The organism is Aneurinibacillus sp. Ricciae_BoGa-3, assembly GCF_028421645.1.
Lineage (GTDB): Bacteria > Bacillota > Bacilli > Aneurinibacillales > Aneurinibacillaceae > Aneurinibacillus_B.
The window spans coordinates 3,172,315-3,189,877 of record NZ_CP116887.1; the positions used below are offsets into that span (position 1 = coordinate 3,172,315).

Genomic DNA, 17,563 nt, shown 5'->3' on the forward strand with positions numbered 1-17,563 from the left:
CGTATTACCGTGCCCAAAAAGTTCATTTTTATTTTTAAATCCCACATGCATGTGTAATTACCTTGAAAATGAACTACTGCATACGAGTTTTCGTCTTTTATTTATGTAGGGTAAAAAGAGTATAAGGTACAAATGATGTGAAAACGATAAACCGTCGAAGATGCAAATATATATAAGGAGCATTCCTGTTAAGGGAAAATTTGAGGTTCGATAAAAAAAGTACCTCCTGTTAACATACGAGGTGTCAGCCTGCAGGCGACCTTTAAATAACAGAGGAGGTACACACCATGAATTATAAGCAAAATCAGCGTATCGAGCAAATGAATGAGTTTACATTAGTGGTAGGGGTTGACATCGCCAAGCACAAACATGTTGCGAGGGCGCAGGATTATCGAGGCATCGAAATTGGGAAACCTTGTACGTTTGACAACTCACGGTCTGGATTTACTCATTTGTGGAAATGGACACGTTCGCTTATGGAAGCCCATTGTAAAACTCACGTTTTATTTGGAATGGAACCGACGGGGCACTACTGGATGCCTCTAGCTCAGTTTTTACGTCACGAAGGCGTTCCCGTTGTTCTGGTTAATCCGCTGCACGTTAAGCGTAGTAAAGAACTTGATGATAACTCACCAACCAAAAATGATGTGAAAGATGCCCGTGTCATTGCACAACTTATGAAAGATGGTCGTTACTCTGAACCCCAGATTCCGCAAGGAATCTATGCCGAACTTCGTGTCGGAATGAACATACGAGAACAGCTATCTAAAGACTTATTGCAAGTTAAAGGGCGAATTCACAACTGGCTAGATCGCTATTTCCCTGAGTTTTTAACAGTCTTTAAAGATTGGGAGGGAAAAGCAGCGCAATCTACACTTCGTCATTTTCCTTTACCAGAGGATATTGTACAGCGAGATGCAGAAGGTATTGTCCAAGTGTGGAGAGTTGAGGTTAAACGTGCTGTTGGGATAAAAAAAGCCTCTCAGCTTATTGAAGTGGCTCAGAAGTCTATCGGGCTTCAGTCTGGAGTAAGAATGGCCCGACAAGGACTCCAAGCTCTGTTGAGCCAACACAAGTTGCTTTGTGAACAGCTTGAAGCGTGTATGGAACAAATCAAGTGTCTGATTCAAGAGATTCCTGGATCCGCTCAGATGATGACGATCCCTGGTATAGGACTGGTTACAGTGGCAGGCTTCCTTGCGGAAGTCGGGGATCTTATGGGTTACTCTCACCCTCGTCAGATTCAAAAATTAGCTGGCTTTAATTTAAAAGAAAACAGTTCAGGCAAGCATAAAGGCAGAACCCGTATTACGAAAAGAGGTCGTCCGAAACTGCGTGCCCTCCTGTTTAAATGTGTGATGCCACTTGTCGCTAAAAACCAGCAGTTTAAAGCCCTACACCATGAGTTTACTACCCGAGCTGTGAACCCGCTTCGTAAGAAGCAGTCGCTTATTGCTTTATGTTGTAAATTGATTCGTATTTTCTTTGCATTAGGGCGCAAACAACAGCCATATGACGCTACGCTTGTGAGTAATCCATCTCAACATGCACTTAAAATAAACGTTGCGTAATCTATTTTTTCTTGAACATACTTAGTTTTTCTCATTCATCATTGTAAAAAAGTAAGCACGGAGAAGCTGAGCGTTATTTTTTACCATTCGGGCATTTGACCCTGCAAAGGAGCTTTTTCAGCCTCCACCCCACGGATAGGTAGAACGAAGGAATGTAAGGGCCGTAAGGACCCCGTGAGACATGGGAGGGTACACCACCTGGGCTATTGTGGAGATCCATTGTGCTACCATAATTTTTATTTTTTATAAGAAAATTCGGTCACCCCGTTTTTGCCCTTTTCTTCTATCCATATAAAACCACTTCTTATTATTTTTGGTTTTATAACGTTTGCTGACTTGCAAGAAATACTGAGAAAATAAGAGTATTCAAGAGAAAAACTTATTTTATAGAGGGAGGGAAACTTTTGGGGTATCTAACAACGTTAATGAACCATTACGGATATATCGTATTGCTAATTTCCTTTACATTAGAGCTTATTGCGGTTCCTGTGCCAGGTGAAGTGTTGATGGGTTACACGGGTGTCCTTGTGTTCCAGGGGAAGCTGAATTGGATACTGAGTATATTCACTGCATGGATAGGATGCTGTATTGGGATATCAATTGCCTACTGGATAGGGTTCAAGTTAGGCACCCCTTTTTTTAAAAAGTACGGGCATAAGTTTCATATGGGACCCGAAAAGTTAGAAAAAACATCCCAGTGGTTTGAGAAATACGGTAATAAGATGCTGATTATCGCTTATTTTATCCCAGGTGTTCGCCACATTACGGGTTACTTTTCCGGCATAACCAGAATTCGCTTTCGTACCTTTGCCTTGTATGCCTATCTAGGCGCTTTATTATACACCGGCACTTTTATTTCATTAGGCAAAGTGTTAGGTCCACAGTGGGAACATTTTCACAACTCCATCAAAAAATATTTGCTGATAGCCGGAATCATTGCGGCAGTGGTAATTGCAGTTGTTTATGCTTATAAGAAACATAAGGAACGGATTAAGGAGAAGCTAACGAATGGTTTAAGCAAGGGGATACATTTGTTTCATTCCCTCCGTAGAGTAAGGCTTCTTATACTTGCGATCGCTGCCGTTTTTCTTGGACTTGTTGTTTTTATGGGCGGTTTAATTCAAGATTATTTAAGCAGTGAATTTGAAGATTTTAATGCAGTGGTATCTGTGCTAGTGAGTTTAATATTTGATAAAAGCTGGATACCATGGATGGATGCATTCGGTTTACTCGCATCAGCTAAGATGCTATGGATTCTTGGCATTTTAACTTTTGTATGGGTTTGTTTGAAGGGAAAAGAACGAGTGGTCGAGGCGGGGTTTTTGGTTATCGCGGTTGGAGGAGGTGAACTTTGGAAGCAACTTCTCCGACATGTTTTTACGGTTGTTCATCCTTCTCCCAATGTAGGAAGCAGCCTGTATCCATTTCCCAATGAGCAAACACTCATGGCAACCATTGTGTATGGTTTTACCTCTTTTGTGCTTGCACGCGCTTCAATAAAACCATCCATATCGATTCTTGTTTCGTTGCTAACACTTCTCTTTTTATTTGTAATTGGGTTAAACGGGATATACTTTGGTACCGAGTCTCCTAGCGGAACTGTTGCAGGATATGTGTTCGGAGGCGTATGGTTGAGCTTAACCATTTTTCTCATGGAAATTTTCCGTCTGCTTAAAAAGACTTTCTAGCATTCCTATAAAATTAATACGAAATGGAGGTGAGGCAGTCCAATGAGAAACATCAGGATTCTGTCTTTTGTCAGTTTTTTTACGGATATGGGAACCTATATGGTATACCCACTAATCCCTTTATTTCTTGCATCGGTGGGCACCACGCCGCTGGGCATAGGCGTTATCGAAGGCATCACAGAAAGCCTTGCCAGTCTGTTGAAGTTTCTCACCGGGTATCTTGCGGATCGAATGCAAAACAGAAAAAAACTGGCGATTTACGGGTATGGGTTATCCGCAGTGGGACGAATATTGCTTATCTTTTCAAATTCGTGGTTGGGTGTGTTTTTGTGGCGATTCTCCGATCGGTTTGGCAAGGGAATCCGAACTGCACCCAGAGATGTGCTGATTGTAGAATCTGGAGGAAAAGGGAAACACGGTCGTTCTTTTGGAATCCAACAGATGATGGATATGCTCGGCTCTGCACTTGGCGTACTCATAGCCTACGCAATGATTTACGGAGCAAGCTTTAACTACCCATCTGTGTTTCAGTATTCCATGGTGCCTGTGGTGATAGGAGTCTTCCTGCTCTTTTTTATTAAAGAACCAAAAGATAAAACAATCTTGAAAAAGAAACACATTGATCTAAGCTGGCGAAAATTGGACAAAAATGGACAACGGCTACTTATTATCATTTTGCTTTTTACACTAGCTAATTCATCGAATCAATTTCTTATACTACGTGCATCTACCCTAGGAGTTTCAACCGCCCATGTTCTTCTTCTGTATTTAATGTTCTATCTGGTGGGTTCTTTCTGTTCTTTTCCTGTAGGAGTTCTTTCTGATCGATGGGGAAGAAAAAAGTTATTGATTTCAGGATATTTTTTGTATGGTATCGTTTACCTTGGATTTGCCCTTATTTCTTCTGTTCAATGGACTTGGTTGCTTTTTGGATTGTATGGTGTGTATACAGGAATCACAAAAGGTATAGAAAAAGCTCTTGTTGCCGATGTTGCGCCAGGGCACCTAAAAGGGACGGCACTCGGGTTGTATTCAATGGTAACAGGAATAGGATTATTACCTGCATCCCTACTTACAGGTTTTATCTGGAATCGTTTTGGTGCAGCTTCATCTTTTTATTTAAACAGCGGTGTAGCTATCGTTACAGCTTTACTTTTAACACTTTTGCTTAAAAAGGAATCCATCATGAGTGTGGATACGGTACAGCATATAAACAATAAAAAAGACTAATTCTATTTGAATCAGTCTTTTTTATTGTTTATTACTATGGTGATTTACTACAAAAACGTATGGTATGCACCGTTTCCTAACAGCCGAAATTGCCCCCAGATTTTATAACCAGATTTTTTCGAAAATGTCTGGTAATACATTGTCCACACCTGACCATTACCCATCCATTGTTTATGTATGAGCACTCTCCACCGAAATCAGCTTGTTCCATGTTCCCAGAGCTGGATAAGTATTGTCCAGCCACCGCAATATCGCCTGCTGTTTGAAAAGCATCACCCGCGTATAAAATACGGTTACGCAAATCGAGGAAAGCATCGAACCGGGGGTATGACCTGGTGTTGCCAATGAAAGTAGAGAGCCAATTCGATCGCCCTCTTGGAGCAATACACCTGCTTGTGTTTTTATATTCATTGGTATGTTGCCGCGTATAATCTTTATTTAACGAAAACACCTACCTCCGATATATTTTTACCTAAAACACCCGTAATTAGATTAGGGGCAAGTTAGCAACTATTTTTTTCAGTTACCAACTTTATTTTCTTTATACATCAGGAATTAAAACCTCTTTTGAATTTTTCCACCAAAAGAATAAAAGATGAAATCCTTAAACAATTGGTTCCACCAATAAAAACGAATAGGGCTACGCAAAGCAGAACCTTTTGACAATCGAGTAGGAGGGGGTGATTAACCCCCGACCTCTCACACCACCGTACGTACCGTTCGGTATACGGCGGTTCATTATGTACTCCGCAACGAGTCATATCGTTCTGCCAGACTCTTAAGCTGAAGCGATTCGAAGAATCGATTATTCAACGTTCGATCCAGGACAGGACTGTTGGAAATACGCCAGTATCCCTTGCGGGAATTACCCCACTCGAAGGCTTTTGCTTTAGGAACACCTAAAGCGATAAGCCTTTTTACTTTTGTACGGGGAAGTTTCCACTGTTTCCATAGGCACATCCGCAATCGTCTGCGAATCCACATATCAAGACTTTTGAAAACACTTGGCGTATCTGCCAGCGCAAAGTATCCCAACCATCCCACGAGATATTGATTGAGTTCCTCGATTCTATCATCGATAGCCATCGGACTCTTCCGGGACGTGATCGCGCGGATTTTCTGTTTAACTCTTTTCAGAGATTGGGGAGCGATGCGGACTTTCGGATTGACATGGAAGGTAAAGCTAAATCCTAGAAATTTGCGTTTCCATGGACGGTCTACCGCACTCTTTTCCTGATTCACTTTAAGCTTGAGTGTTTCTTCAATAAAGTTGGTCACCGATGCTTTCACCCGTTCTCCCGCTTTACGTGTACGAACGTAAATATTACAGTCGTCTGCATAGCGGACAAACTTGTGTCCTCGCTTCTCCAGTTCCTTATCCAGTTCATCTAATACGATGTTGGAAAGCAACGGACTTAGTGGACCACCTTGCGGCGTGCCCTCTTCCGAATCTCTGACAACTCCATGTATCATGACACCCGCTTGAAGAAATCGACGAATCAAGAGAAGAACCGTTTTATCTTTTACTTTCTCCGCTACCTTCCTCATCAACCGATCATGATTCACTTTGTCGAAGAATTTCTCTTTAGCGATATAAGATAGACCCATAGGATCATCCCTAGACAAGATCGTGAGATCTTGTAAACTAACTTCAGAGAGGTACACATCTTATGGAATCTATCATCGAGGATTATCGAGAATATCAAACCATTATTCGAGGATATACGCCAAAAGTGGTGAAAGCTACTTGGCGGGAACTCAAAAAGCTAGCTCAATATCTGGAGAACTTATCCATCAACTTTCAAAACGTTCAACTCGTTCACCTGGAGAACTACTGTATTGAACGTACAGAAAGTAAATCTCTTGGATACCGAAATGTAATCATTAGTCAACTTCGTTCTTTTTTTAATTATTTAGTGCAGCAAGAATTCCGTTTAGAAAATCCTGCTCGTCATCTAAGGTATACGAATCTAGATCTTTATCAATCCTTACCTGAGATCGCTTCAATAGAGGAAATTCAAGATTGCCTAAAGGAATTAAAAAGGCAAATCGACAGTTGTTTGAGCCGTCGTCAATTCGACCCTATCCGAAAGCGTAATCTGGCCTTATTTGCTCTTTTGTATGCCTCCGGCATTCGAGCTGGAGAAGCAGCAAACTTACAGATCAGAGATATTCTATGGGAAGAACAAGTTCTCATCATTCGAGAAGGAAAAGGGCGAAAAGAACGGCGAGTTCCCGTCGTTAATGAGATATTAGAATTACTTCAGATTTATTTAGCTACGCGTAATGATCTTGAACCTAACGCACCGCTATTCTTAACCTGGCGGAAAGAAGCGATGGACAACAACTTAATAGGTGCTACCTTTAGGAAATATCATGAGATGTGGGAAAAATCCCTTCGCCCCCATCAACTACGCCATATTTGTGCAAGTCATCTGTATCAACAAGGAGGCAATATCGTACAAATCAAAGACTGGTTAGGCCATAAACGGCTGACAACAACCCTTCATTATACTCGGATTCAAAACCCAGAGATAGAAGCAACACTGGAGTCACACCCTATCAACGAAATGTCTTGTTCATCAAAACCCAAGTTGGAAATTGTTAACGTATCTAGCCAAAATAAACCACTACGTCGAAAATATACGATGACTCCCATAGCTGAACCTCTTACAGGAAAATTAGCAGAACAAATTCAAGAATTCCTTCGAACTGCAGAGGGTATGAAGAAATATTCGAAGGGTACGTTAAAGGAATTTCGTTTTAGTCTTACTCGATTTGCCGTAGGCTGTCCACATTGTCTGGAGAAAGGAATTGAGGTGTTACGTGCCGTAGACATCATTCGCTGGCTTAGTGCTCGTAGACAAGCCGGAATCTCTCCTTGTACGATAGACAAAAATCTATCCCACCTTCGCTCATTTATGGCTTACGTGATGTTACGTCAATATCATGGACCGATTTTAAGACACCTTTTGTTGAGCTAACAGCTTGGCATATTCGTTTGGTGTTCGATAGCCCAAGGCGCTGTGGATTCGTTGGTTATTATACCAGCCTTCTATGTACTGAAAGATGCGAAGATGTGCGTCCTCAAAATCGTTAAATTGCATACGATACACCAATTCTTTTTTTAGAACAGAGTGGAAGGATTCGATGCACGCATTATCATAGGGGTAGGCCTTTCGTGAATAAGAGGCACGGTAGCCGTCGTTTTTTAAGGCTTCGATATATGCAGTTGATGTATATTGAACGCCTTGATCGCTATGGATAATGAGATTCTTAGTAGAAGATAGCTGCACCTTCATACGGTTATACGCTTCGAGTACAAGTGCTGTATCAATGGTGCGGCTCATATTCCATCCCACGATTCGCTTCGTTTTCGCATCATAGAATGAGGCTAAGTAGACCCAACGGTCTCGTTTGGTGTAGATGTAGGTGATATCGGTAAACACGACATTGCCAACTGTTCGTACATCGAAATTTTGGTTCACTAAATTGAGGCGTTCAGGTTGCTCTTTCGAGCAAGCAGCACCATGAGCTGGTCTGTATTTCTTTTGAACAATGGACCTTATTCCGTTCTCTTTCATGATGCGTTGCACACGTTTGATCCCAACACGCTTACTCTTTTTCCGAAGTTCAGCGTGAATCTTTGGAGCCCCATAAAGCTTTCTTGAGTCGAACCAGATTTGTCTAATCATGGTCAAGAGTTCTTTATTTTGTTGGGATCGTTTGCTCTCTGAGCGTTTAAACGCCGCATAATAGCTCGATTTAGCTATCCCCAGGACGCGAAGTACTTGTGTAATAGAGTACGTCCCCCTGAAAGAATCAACAATCAGCTTTACTTGATGGAATTGGGTGGACTGGCGAATATGGCGACTGCCTTTTTTAAGATTTCATTTTCCATTTTCAACTCATCAATTCGCTTTTGAAGTCGTTTAACGTCAGTAGGATTCATCGTTGAACCGTCTGCTTGCACCGTAGGTGTCAATTGCTTCTTCCACTTGTAAATCATAGACTCGGTTATGCCATATTCGCGGGAAAGTGAAGCCGTTGTCTGCCCGTTCTGATTTAGCTCCACAATCATTTGTTTAAAGTTCATATCATACTGTTTTCTTGCCATGGTAATCTCCCTCTTTCACACTTCATTGATGATTATACGAAGTGTCTAAGAAACAGTCCACTTATTCAGGGTAACACCAACGCCATAGACCGTGGCTGGAGAACTGAAAATCCGATGGAGGCACTTAAAATGGTACCCAAACAACCGAAAGAACAAACCTATTTAACGGAAGAAGAGATGCTACGTATACTTTCTGCACCTGATCGCTCAACTAACCAAGGTTTTACGGACTTTATTACTCTTTTGGTACTCTATGCAACAGGGCTCCGTGTCGGAGAACTGAGTGCTCTAAACATCGAAGATGTGGACCTAAAAGAAGGCTGGATTCATGTACGAGAAGGAAAATCAGGTGATCGTCAAACAGCTATTCCTAAAGCAGCTATTGGCGACTTAAAAAAGTATGTTGGGCTCTATCGCAAAGCCAAATCGGGCCCTTTCCTATTGAATCAAAAAGGAACTCGTATTAAACCATGGACCATAACAAGGCGTATACGAAAATATTCCGAAGCTGCTCATATTGAAAAGCCTGTTAGCCCTCATACCATTCGTCATACTTTTACGGCTCATCTTATCCAACGAGGTGGAAGAGTAGAAGTCATAGCTAAAGCACTTGGACATAAGTCATTAAAAGAAACCACCCCCTATGCTCACGCCGATTTCGAGGATATAAGAAAAGCCGTTAGCCTACTTCGCAGAAATATTCCACCCGTGTCAGGAGAGAAAAAGCATGAATAATGAAGCCATTCTTAGAGAATTTCTCGACTATACCCAATTTGTTCGAGGTTGTCGTCCTAAAACCGCCGATGCCTACGCCATCGATATGAAAGTTTGGCAAACATTTTGTAGAAATGACTACCCACAAATGGACAATCCCTCCAAAGCTAAAATGGTTGTGGATTATATCCGCTACCTTCGTGTTGACCGTAAGAATGGTTCTTCTGCTGTGCAACGTAAATTGGCCACCCTTTCAGCATTTATCGACTATCTCATTCTTATGGAGATAATAACTCCTAAACAAGATGAACGAAAAAAATGGCCGAAACTTCTCGATACACCGGAACGACTTCCAGTGGTCTTAGAAAACAAAGAAATTCAACAGATACTCACCCAACCAGACACCACAACTATTTTAGGCCGCCGTGACCGGGCAATCCTTACTTTGATCTACTCAGTTGGACTACGAGTAAGTGAAATCTGCTCCCTCCAGCTACGTAATGTCCATTGGGAAGAGAAACGAATTCTGATTCAAGGAAAGGGGGGACGGGAGCGATATGTACCACTGGATTCAATCGTTGAAGACGTCATTAAGGATTACCTCACTTCTAGAACTAGCACTATTTCTGAGCTCTTTGTCAGCAAAAAGGGAGGTGCGCTAACTTCTCGAGCTATTCAGTTTATGGTTAAGAAATATGCGGCACGAGCTGGTATCGATAAGAAAGTCACTCCCCATAAATTGCGACATACATGTGCTACTCACCTTTTGCAAGAAGGCGCTCATTTAGTGGCCATTCAAAAATTATTAGGCCATAAGAGCCTAAATACGACTCAAATTTATCTACACATCACCATTACAGACTTAAAACAACTTTCTCAACGCCATCCGATGCGTAAAATGCGTACTGTCATAGGCTTATGCGGTAAACCAGTAACTTGTTTTCAAGCACCTTACGGTGCCCGAACGGGTACGTAATTCTGAAATACTGCGATTTAATTAGAAAAACATAGATAATAAACGTTAATTAACTTAAATAGGCGAGGGCCACTCTAAATTAATATCGCTAAATTTCTCCAGATCCATGTCGACCACCCACCTATATCCCTGCTGCATGTAGCGCTTCGCTTTCCTTACGGCATCATGTCCACGCCTTGCAGGGCGGAATCCATAACTATGGTCAGAAAAGCCAGGGTCAAAGAGAGGCGTCAATACTTGCGCAAGTGCCTGTTGAATGAAACGGTCGGTCACGGTAGGGATGCCTAACTGCCTCACGCCGCCGTTCGGTTTCGGGATTTCGACCCGACGGACTGGGCTCGGTTTATAGGAGCCCATCTCGATGGAACGGCGAATGTCATGCCAGTGTTCCTTAATATGTGCTCGTAGGAGTTTAACTGACATACCGTCCACGCCATGACTTCCTTTATTCCGTTCCACTTGCTTTAGGGCAAGTAAGAGATTGTTCCGTGACAGCAATTGTTCAATCATAACGTATACTCCTTGCGTGAATGAAAGGCCCAATTTGTGCCGAACGCACACTCCGCCCTTCTGAAGTTCCCTGTGGATTCACCACTTCTTCCTTCAGATAAGTCCTTTCGGATTGTCTGCCTTCATCGCGTGTCTTCGAACGCCTTGTCTTTCATTCTCCATAATGTTCAGCCCTTCCATGGTTTGTCGTCACAACCCATGTACTATGGCTTCTGCTGACTTCTGTCTGTTCAGCTTATCCTCACGGATAAGGTTGCCAAGGGAACTCGGCATGTCAGACAGATCTCCCCGGGTAAGAACATTATCTTCCCCTCCATCTATCTGCCTCATTTACTCTCATTCGCCTTCGGCAGTATGGACTTCGTCTTGTTTAGCAGACTCATCCAACGAATGTTAGCCTTATATGAGATTCGTGTTCCTCAGACCGGAGGTTTGCCGCCGGCTTCCTTCAGATTCGACCTCACGGTCGACACCCTTGCCTTAAGCTATGGTTACTACTGCCTTCACCATTCGGGACTTGAACCCTATAGATAATGCCCATGCCGGGCGCACTAAAATAAGAAAAAGCATGGTATTAGCACCATGCTTTTTCTCGCAGATGATTACATTCAGTATGCGACTTTGTTGTCGAGTATTCAACTTTGTTGTCTTTAACAATATGAACAACTTGAAAGAATACATTATTACTAACGTTAATTTTTTAAAATTTTTTTACGTGGACTTTTATCAAGGTTAAAAAAGGTAAAAAACTCCTTAAATCATTTAAAAGGTTGCGGTTTGGAAATAACAAGTGGAATTTATTGATAAAGTTATGGTATTAGTGTTTATAAGGATACAGTTACTCTTCACCATAATAGAGAGGGAGCTAAAGAGCAGGAGAGAACTTTAAATGAAAATTGACACAACACTGAAGAGTCATGCATAATTCAAGTGTTAGACCAATGGATTAGCTATTATTCGAACTAAGTACAGACCCACCTTGATAGGTCTTTTTTTGTAAATCTTGTATACATCTAGTAGAACCTCCTCGTTCTACCCCACCTTAAATTCTTAAAAACCGTGTCTTGACGATGGGGTCCACTTTATTAAATCAACATTACGTTCTAATAGTAGCCAATTTAAATCCACATCAAATCGTTCAGCTAAAGAAATTAAAGTATCAGTTGATGGATTACAAATACCCTTCTCTATCTCACTCAATCTCCCCTGAGAAATATTAATCGCTTGTGAAAATTGTTTTTGATTTAAATGATGTAACTGTCTAACCATCTTAAATCTCGCGCCAATGTTCCTCATAAACTTCTCCCTTTTTATTTACAAAGTCCCGAATCACAAAATTAATCATGATGTCGGGACTTGTTATTAATCAACCATTTATTTACTTTAATGATCAAAACAACACTTTATTGTTAATCCATAAGAAAAAACAATACTTTATTGTTAAGAACTGTACTTTAATGTAATGAATCATTCGCTGTTGAGCACTTGATTTGTGTAACTCCGCTTTGTTATACTTGGCTCGATTGGGGCTTTCTTCTCGCCGCTCACCAGTTATGACAAGGATACGCTTAGGATTCTCTTTCGTACCCTGGTATCTTGGGTGATTGCGTAACACTTTACCGAAAACCTCAATTTTCACATTAGAGGAGCACCAACGAGTGCGTAAATCCGCGCTCATCGCTGGCCATTTAAGACGGGTATTTTTATAGCGTTCTGTGGAGCGGAATTACAACTGTCCCTTAAAAGAATTAAGATTGTCCCTTAATAGGAAGAACTATTGACCCTGAAATTTAACCCTGTAATGGCGGGAATCGCGTCATTACAGGGTTTTTATTTGTCGTTGAGACGCAAAAGGATTTTGGAATAAATTGTAGAATCGTGTATATATCAAGAATTATTGCAAATCATTATAGTAACAAGTATTGACCTTTCGCGTTAATAAAATACCCAGGAGGTGTTAAATGGATTGGGCAAATAAGTCGTGGGAAAAAGAAGATATACTGTATGAGCCAAAGCGTTCTACAATAAAGTAGGAGGGGTAATTGTTACAGGTAATGAAGACGGTGGAAAACACGTTTCCCGCTCCATCATCTATGCGCTATCTCATATTGGTTTTACTATCCCGCCCAATGTTGATACCTATTGGGTAGGAGAAGCAGGGCCTGGTCCATCTTATATTGAAGCGAAGGGGTATAAGAATGACTTTACGCAGCAGCATGCAAAAATCATGACTCATAACGTTATTCATTTTGCTAAAATGCTCAAAGACCACCCTATTCCAACAGAAGGAAATGTGATTAAAAAGTAAGAATCTATTCATAGAGCATAAATCTATAGTTGCTATTTATACGTATTCTTTTTTAAGTTGTTAGGCTTTCATATAGCTTTTTTAATAAAATGAGCTCCCCATTATAAATTATGAGGAGTTCATTTTATTAGATTTTTAACTGATTCACATATTTTTCAACTCTCTAATTACTTCTTCAGGATCTAAACGCTTCTTATAATCCGCCTCTACATTTGCAAGTGTAATGAAGCCTTCTGGATTAATTACAAAAGTGCCCGAAATCGGTAATTGCCATGATTCAACACCTTGTTTCTTCGGAAGATCAATACCAAATTCCTTATAGAGTTCTACCAAATAATCTGGCAGCTGATACGTTAAACGATAATCAGTAGATACTTTTCCTCCTACATCACTCAACACATGAAACCTCAACTCATTTTTTTCCTGCGTACTCATTGTTTCATCTGGCAAGTCAGGACTAATTGCTATTAGCTGTGCTCCTTCAGCCTGAATTTTTTCAAGAGCTCGTTGGTATGCTCGAAGTTCCAAATTACAATATGGGCACCAACCACCACGATAAAAAGAGAGCACAACTGGTCCTTTTGCAAGTTCTTCATATAAATGCACATTTATACCCGAAGCATTTGGCAACGTGAAGTCAGGAGCCTTCTCCCCCACAGGTAAACCCTTTGCTGCTTCTGATTCTCTCAATTCTTTAATTGCCTGTTCCATCAAAGCGAGCTTTTCTGCTGGGATTTTCTTAGTGCTTGCCTCTTGCATAGCTAAAAGCTCTTGAGTTAATGATTGATGGCGTTCCATATTATTCCCTCCGATTTTTAAATATGTTCGCTACATTTTAAACATTTAATCAATTTTTATCATACTAACAGCATCTATGAAAGGTAAGGTGCATTTTCCACTTACTTTAATTGAACAATCCAATAACTTATAGTTGATTTTGTCAGTTATTGGATTGTTTGACATATGTGGATGTAAAACAAGGTTCTAGAACGGTTGTTTATTTACCTTCAAGTAAGCGAACCAATTCATCCAAATTAGAAATGATTTGATTTGGTTTTTGACCCATGTAGTCAAACACCGCATGTTTTCGATTAACCCAAGCCGTTTGGAATCCAAAACTAGCCGCCCCTGTAATATCCCATGTGTTCGAAGAAAGAAATAAAATCTCTTCTCTTCTGCAGTCTAACTGTTCTAACGCATAGTTATAAGCTGCAGGCGAAGGCTTATACTGTTTCACGTCATCTACAGTAATCACTTGGCTAAAGTATGGGTTGAACTGGTGATATTCCACTAACGGATGAAGCATGCTGGGTGAGCCGTTCGACAAAACAGCAAGCTGATAGCTGCCCGCTAATTGTTTAAGCGCCTGCGGGACTTCTTCATACGGAGCAAGTTTCAAATAGGCCTGCAGGAGTTCCTGTTCGTTTTCTTTGGTAAGTGATACGCCCAATTGCTCGCAGGCATACTGCAGAGCGTTTCGTGTAATTTCATCAAATGGGCGATAGCGTCCAATAATATGTCGTATGAATGCATAGTCAAGCTGCTTGGTACGCCAAAGCTCACTGATTTGTTGACCGTGGCCTGGATAAAGCTCCTCACATTTTTCAATGACAGAATGAACGTCAAACAATGTTCCATATACGTCAAAAATAATGGCCTTTACACCTGATATGCCCATTATAAGCCTCCTCAAAGTAATGAAGTTTTTCTTGCAAGTGTTAGGCTTTAACCCAATTCGGTACGAGTTCCACATTCGCCGCTTTTAGGGTTGTATAAACCGGGCAGCGCAAATCCGTTTTTTCCTGTAGCTCCTGTACTCGTTCTTCGGATTCGCTTGTTTTCACTTTTGCATGAATCGTTACTTTTTCAAAGTAGGGTCGAACATTCGGATCACCCATCAATCCACGCGGATCAAACTCACCCCGGATATCAAATTCAATCCCCTGCAAATCAAAATTAATTTCTTTGGCGACTATATTTGCGATGACATTTTCACACCCAGCAAGAGCACTTAACAATGTACCCAGCGGGTTGGCCCCAGTGTCTTGTCCGCCCATTGCAGCGGGTTCATCGATAATTACTTCATGATTTTTCGAGCGGGCTTTTGTTTGCATTCCTTGTGAAACAGCAGTCACTCTTTCAATATTTTTCGGCATTTTATATTCCTCCGTGTTTCGTACTTTTTACATTTTTATCATGGTTATTCTCTACTCAGTTTATCCCTACTTATGAAGATAAAAAATTCACACTGATACTTCGTTCAATACTTCTGAGATATTTTTCCGGGTAATATTCCAGTGAGATGTGTTCCATGTCCCTTTTTTATTTTGAACCAAAATGATTTGTGGGGAAGCATGTTTAATTGCAAGATCATCTGCGATTTTGTTGGAAACGGGTCTAGTTTCAATTACTTTCACAAATACAAAATCAACTTGATCGTGAGCATCTTTGGCATAGTTTTGATATTCCTGCCATGCATTTGCACTAATCGGACATGCTGTACTGTGTTTAAATACAAGAGCAGGACGATGTTCAGAACCTTGCAAGACTGTCTTCCAATCTTCTATACTTCTGATTTCCGTTATTTTCGACATGATCATTGCCCTCCTTCTCTCTTATGATAAAACAGTTTTCCGCACTCCTTCTGTAATGTAGATTACAGTAGCCCATTCCCTTTCCTCGGTATCTATGATTGACCATTAAAAATAGAGGTGACGACGACACCATATTTATCCTTTCTTTAAAATCCTTCTGGCTTCCATCAGACGCTGCAGTGCCGTAAACAATTCGACAACTAAAAAAATTCCCGTAATCCATAATAGCCAATGCGGCAGCAGGATCATGAACGTAAAAAGGATAAACCCTTCCGTGCGTTCCGCTAAGCCTGCCTGATAATAAAAAGATTTCATCCCTTTTTTCTCCGTCAAAGCTCCAACGGTTAAAAAAACCGTCATAGAAAATACGATGGATGCCGTAAGGAGAAGAAGCATAAATTGGGCTTCCGGAAACTTTGCACCCAATCCGATGAGTACCGAAAGCTCGACAATACGATCAAATGTGATGTCCAAAAGAGTTCCCCAAGGAGTGGATTTTTGTTTAAGCCGAGCGATAGAGCCGTCCACCGCGTCCAAATACCCGGATATCCAGAGTGCAATAACCGCTAAATACGGATGATTCATATAAAGTAAGAATCCGGTTGATACACCTAACAAAAATGCGATCCATGTAACCTGATTTGCCGACAAACCTAATTTAATTAAGAATTTGGCTGTTCCTCCAATTACGGGTTGTACCAAATGCCTTGCGTGTGTATCAAGCATTACTCTTCCCCCCTTTCTTTTAGCGGTATTGCGGAATAAAACGAGCTTGCCGGATATCAAACAGGATGGTAATAGCATCCCCGTGATTCGACAATGAAGCCCCTCCCGGTTTTTCAAGCACGTCGATAATAGTAGAACCTACTTTCACCTTCATGTGGTAAAATCCCTGACGAAACGACATTTCCGTAAGGGTGCCTTGAAGAGTCCTTACATTGGTATCTGAAAATTTATCTTCTTTGTAAGATAACGCATCACGGGTTACGGCATACAAGCTTTCAGGTCTAAGAACAAGCCACCCCTGTTTTTTTTCTATCGTATCTTCTTTATAAAGCTTGACATGAAAACCTAGGGCAGAAAAATAGCCTTTATTGAGTTCTCCCTCGATTATATTTTTAGCTCCCATAAACAAGGCGACTTCAATATCATTTGGATCTTCATATATTTCCTGTGGTGTACCCACCTGAAGTATAGATCCATTCTTCATGACAGCCATGCGGTCGGCCAGAAGAAACGCTTCCTCCCGGTCATGGGTGACAAATAAAATGGTTATCTTATATTGCTGATGGATTCGTTTGACTAATTCCCTCATTTCATCGCGCAGACTAGGATCAAGAGCACTGAACGGTTCATCCATAAGCAGCAATTTTGGTTTAGAGACAATAGCGCGGGCTAAGGATACCCGCTGCTGTTGACCACCACTCAATTCCATTGGGTGGCGCGAACCGTATCCTTCCAATCCAACCGCACTTAACATTTTTCTTGCTTGCGGCAATCGCTCCCGCCTGTTAATTCCCTGCATTTTTAACCCGAACGCAACGTTATCCTCTACCGACATATGCGGAAATAACAGCGACTGCTGAAATATCATTCCAAAACCTCTTTTTTCGGCAGGGAGCGAAGTAATCGTTTGTGAACCAAAGAGAATCTCTCCCTTTTCCGGAGGGAGAAGCCCTGCAATTACTTTCAGTAGGGTTGTTTTTCCGCATCCGGAAGGACCAAGCAACGCAAAAAATTCCCCTTCCTTTACAGTCAACCTCACTGGCTTTAACGAGAAGAGAGGTAAAGCATCCCCCTTTGTCTTTCCATAATGCTTTTCTATATTAATAATCTGTAAATTCGACACTCGCTT

At 41.2% G+C, this 17,563-nt stretch carries 16 protein-coding genes and 4 pseudogenes; 7 read left to right on the forward strand and 13 right to left on the reverse strand.

Going from position 1 to position 17,563, the window contains the following annotated elements:
• The first annotated feature begins 287 nt into the window (after positions 1-287).
• From PP175_RS16045 to PP175_RS16055, 3 genes are all read left to right on the forward strand, one after another.
• Positions 288-1,571: an IS110 family RNA-guided transposase gene (locus tag PP175_RS16045; protein WP_272438740.1), complete on the forward strand. Its 1,284-nt coding sequence runs from the start codon at positions 288-290 to the stop codon at positions 1,569-1,571.
• Positions 1,572-1,975: 404 nt separating this feature from the next.
• Positions 1,976-3,259: a VTT domain-containing protein gene (locus PP175_RS16050; protein ID WP_272439339.1), complete on the forward strand. Its 1,284-nt coding sequence runs from the start codon at positions 1,976-1,978 to the stop codon at positions 3,257-3,259.
• A 42-nt stretch (positions 3,260-3,301) separates the two neighbouring features.
• Positions 3,302-4,489 (forward strand): MFS transporter, encoded by a 1,188-nt coding sequence (locus tag PP175_RS16055; RefSeq protein ID WP_272439340.1) that lies wholly within the window; start codon positions 3,302-3,304, stop codon positions 4,487-4,489.
• Positions 4,490-4,669: 180 nt separating this feature from the next.
• On the opposite strand, the pseudogene PP175_RS16060 reads toward PP175_RS16055, so the two are convergent.
• Both PP175_RS16060 and PP175_RS16065 read right to left on the reverse strand, forming a co-directional pair.
• Positions 4,670-4,918, reverse strand: a pseudogene (locus PP175_RS16060) (MBL fold metallo-hydrolase); the annotation flags it as partial.
• A 309-nt stretch (positions 4,919-5,227) separates the two neighbouring features.
• Positions 5,228-6,073, reverse strand: a pseudogene (locus PP175_RS16065) (reverse transcriptase domain-containing protein); the annotation flags it as partial.
• Between the two features lie 86 nt (positions 6,074-6,159).
• Between PP175_RS16065 and PP175_RS16070 the strand changes: the two are divergent.
• The gene (locus PP175_RS16070) at positions 6,160-7,473 is read left to right on the forward strand and encodes a tyrosine-type recombinase/integrase (RefSeq protein WP_272439341.1); all 1,314 of its coding nucleotides are present in this window, start codon (positions 6,160-6,162) and stop codon (positions 7,471-7,473) included.
• Here PP175_RS16070 and PP175_RS16075 read toward each other — a convergent pair.
• Positions 7,450-8,355, reverse strand: a complete 906-nt coding sequence (locus PP175_RS16075) for an IS3 family transposase (RefSeq protein WP_334314215.1) — start codon at positions 8,353-8,355, stop codon at positions 7,450-7,452. The two genes, PP175_RS16070 and PP175_RS16075, sit on opposite strands and share 24 nt — an antisense overlap.
• The gene (locus PP175_RS16080; protein ID WP_272439342.1) at positions 8,325-8,606 is read right to left on the reverse strand and encodes a transposase; all 282 of its coding nucleotides are present in this window, start codon (positions 8,604-8,606) and stop codon (positions 8,325-8,327) included. Before PP175_RS16080 ends, PP175_RS16075 begins: the two co-directional genes overlap by 31 nt.
• Positions 8,607-8,735: 129 nt before the next feature.
• Between PP175_RS16080 and PP175_RS16085 the strand changes: the two genes are divergently transcribed.
• Positions 8,736-9,341 carry a tyrosine-type recombinase/integrase gene (locus tag PP175_RS16085; RefSeq protein ID WP_272439343.1) on the forward strand — a complete coding sequence of 202 codons (606 nt, stop codon included), beginning with the start codon at positions 8,736-8,738 and terminating at the stop codon, positions 9,339-9,341.
• A complete protein-coding gene (gene xerA / locus PP175_RS16090) occupies positions 9,334-10,296 on the forward strand; it encodes a site-specific tyrosine recombinase/integron integrase (RefSeq protein ID WP_272439344.1) in 963 nt (320 codons plus the stop codon). The genes PP175_RS16085 and xerA overlap by 8 nt, the downstream gene beginning before the upstream one ends.
• Positions 10,297-10,380: 84 nt before the next feature.
• On the opposite strand, the pseudogene PP175_RS16095 reads toward xerA, so the two are convergent.
• From PP175_RS16095 to PP175_RS16105, 3 genes and pseudogenes are all read right to left on the reverse strand, one after another.
• A pseudogene (locus PP175_RS16095) lies at positions 10,381-10,806 on the reverse strand (reverse transcriptase domain-containing protein); the annotation flags it as partial.
• A 189-nt stretch (positions 10,807-10,995) separates the two neighbouring features.
• Entirely contained in the window at positions 10,996-11,136 is a 141-nt protein-coding gene (locus PP175_RS16100; RefSeq protein ID WP_272439345.1) for a hypothetical protein, read from the reverse strand.
• 720 nt (positions 11,137-11,856) lie between these two features.
• The gene (locus tag PP175_RS16105; protein WP_272439346.1) at positions 11,857-12,102 is read right to left on the reverse strand and encodes a helix-turn-helix domain-containing protein; all 246 of its coding nucleotides are present in this window, start codon (positions 12,100-12,102) and stop codon (positions 11,857-11,859) included.
• Positions 12,103-12,823: 721 nt separating this feature from the next.
• Here PP175_RS16105 and PP175_RS16110 point away from each other — a divergent pair.
• Positions 12,824-13,114 (forward strand): annotated as a pseudogene (locus PP175_RS16110) (flavodoxin family protein); the annotation flags it as partial.
• 144 nt (positions 13,115-13,258) lie between these two features.
• Here PP175_RS16110 and PP175_RS16115 read toward each other — a convergent pair.
• The 6 genes from PP175_RS16115 to PP175_RS16140 all read right to left on the reverse strand — a co-directional run bounded on the left by PP175_RS16115 (position 13,259) and on the right by PP175_RS16140 (position 17,557).
• Positions 13,259-13,912 carry a peroxiredoxin-like family protein gene (locus PP175_RS16115; protein ID WP_272439347.1) on the reverse strand — a complete coding sequence of 218 codons (654 nt, stop codon included), beginning with the start codon at positions 13,910-13,912 and terminating at the stop codon, positions 13,259-13,261.
• Positions 13,913-14,111: 199 nt separating this feature from the next.
• On the reverse strand, positions 14,112-14,792 hold the full coding sequence (locus PP175_RS16120; RefSeq protein ID WP_272439348.1) for a haloacid dehalogenase type II: 681 nt from the start codon (positions 14,790-14,792) through the stop codon (positions 14,112-14,114).
• Between the two features lie 40 nt (positions 14,793-14,832).
• Positions 14,833-15,270, reverse strand: a complete 438-nt coding sequence (locus PP175_RS16125; protein ID WP_272439349.1) for an OsmC family protein — start codon at positions 15,268-15,270, stop codon at positions 14,833-14,835.
• 87 nt (positions 15,271-15,357) lie between these two features.
• Positions 15,358-15,708, reverse strand: a complete 351-nt coding sequence (gene ytxJ, locus PP175_RS16130; protein WP_272439350.1) for a bacillithiol system redox-active protein YtxJ — start codon at positions 15,706-15,708, stop codon at positions 15,358-15,360.
• Positions 15,709-15,843: 135 nt separating this feature from the next.
• A complete protein-coding gene (locus PP175_RS16135; RefSeq protein WP_272439351.1) occupies positions 15,844-16,434 on the reverse strand; it encodes a CDP-alcohol phosphatidyltransferase family protein in 591 nt (196 codons plus the stop codon).
• 19 nt (positions 16,435-16,453) lie between these two features.
• On the reverse strand, positions 16,454-17,557 hold the full coding sequence (locus tag PP175_RS16140; protein WP_272439352.1) for an ABC transporter ATP-binding protein: 1,104 nt from the start codon (positions 17,555-17,557) through the stop codon (positions 16,454-16,456).
• Positions 17,558-17,563 lie beyond the last annotated feature (6 nt).

Excerpts from the sequence above, each read along its gene's own strand:
- ytxJ (WP_272439350.1), bottom strand. The coding sequence starts at position 15,708 with ATGTCGAAAATAACGGAAATCAGAAGTATAGAAGATTGGAAGACAGTC.
- PP175_RS16105 (WP_272439346.1), bottom strand. The coding sequence starts at position 12,102 with ATGAGGAACATTGGCGCGAGATTTAAGATGGTTAGACAGTTACATCAT.
- PP175_RS16115 (WP_272439347.1), bottom strand. The coding sequence starts at position 13,912 with ATGGAACGCCATCAATCATTAACTCAAGAGCTTTTAGCTATGCAAGAG.
- PP175_RS16045 (WP_272438740.1), top strand. The coding sequence starts at position 288 with ATGAATTATAAGCAAAATCAGCGTATCGAGCAAATGAATGAGTTTACA.
- PP175_RS16100 (WP_272439345.1), bottom strand. The coding sequence starts at position 11,136 with ATGAGGCAGATAGATGGAGGGGAAGATAATGTTCTTACCCGGGGAGAT.
- PP175_RS16070 (WP_272439341.1), top strand. The coding sequence starts at position 6,160 with ATGGAATCTATCATCGAGGATTATCGAGAATATCAAACCATTATTCGA.
- PP175_RS16120 (WP_272439348.1), bottom strand. The coding sequence starts at position 14,792 with ATGGGCATATCAGGTGTAAAGGCCATTATTTTTGACGTATATGGAACA.
- PP175_RS16080 (WP_272439342.1), bottom strand. The coding sequence starts at position 8,606 with ATGGCAAGAAAACAGTATGATATGAACTTTAAACAAATGATTGTGGAG.
- PP175_RS16135 (WP_272439351.1), bottom strand. The coding sequence starts at position 16,434 with ATGCTTGATACACACGCAAGGCATTTGGTACAACCCGTAATTGGAGGA.
- PP175_RS16125 (WP_272439349.1), bottom strand. The coding sequence starts at position 15,270 with ATGCCGAAAAATATTGAAAGAGTGACTGCTGTTTCACAAGGAATGCAA.
- xerA (WP_272439344.1), top strand. The coding sequence starts at position 9,334 with ATGAATAATGAAGCCATTCTTAGAGAATTTCTCGACTATACCCAATTT.
- PP175_RS16085 (WP_272439343.1), top strand. The coding sequence starts at position 8,736 with ATGGTACCCAAACAACCGAAAGAACAAACCTATTTAACGGAAGAAGAG.
- PP175_RS16055 (WP_272439340.1), top strand. The coding sequence starts at position 3,302 with ATGAGAAACATCAGGATTCTGTCTTTTGTCAGTTTTTTTACGGATATG.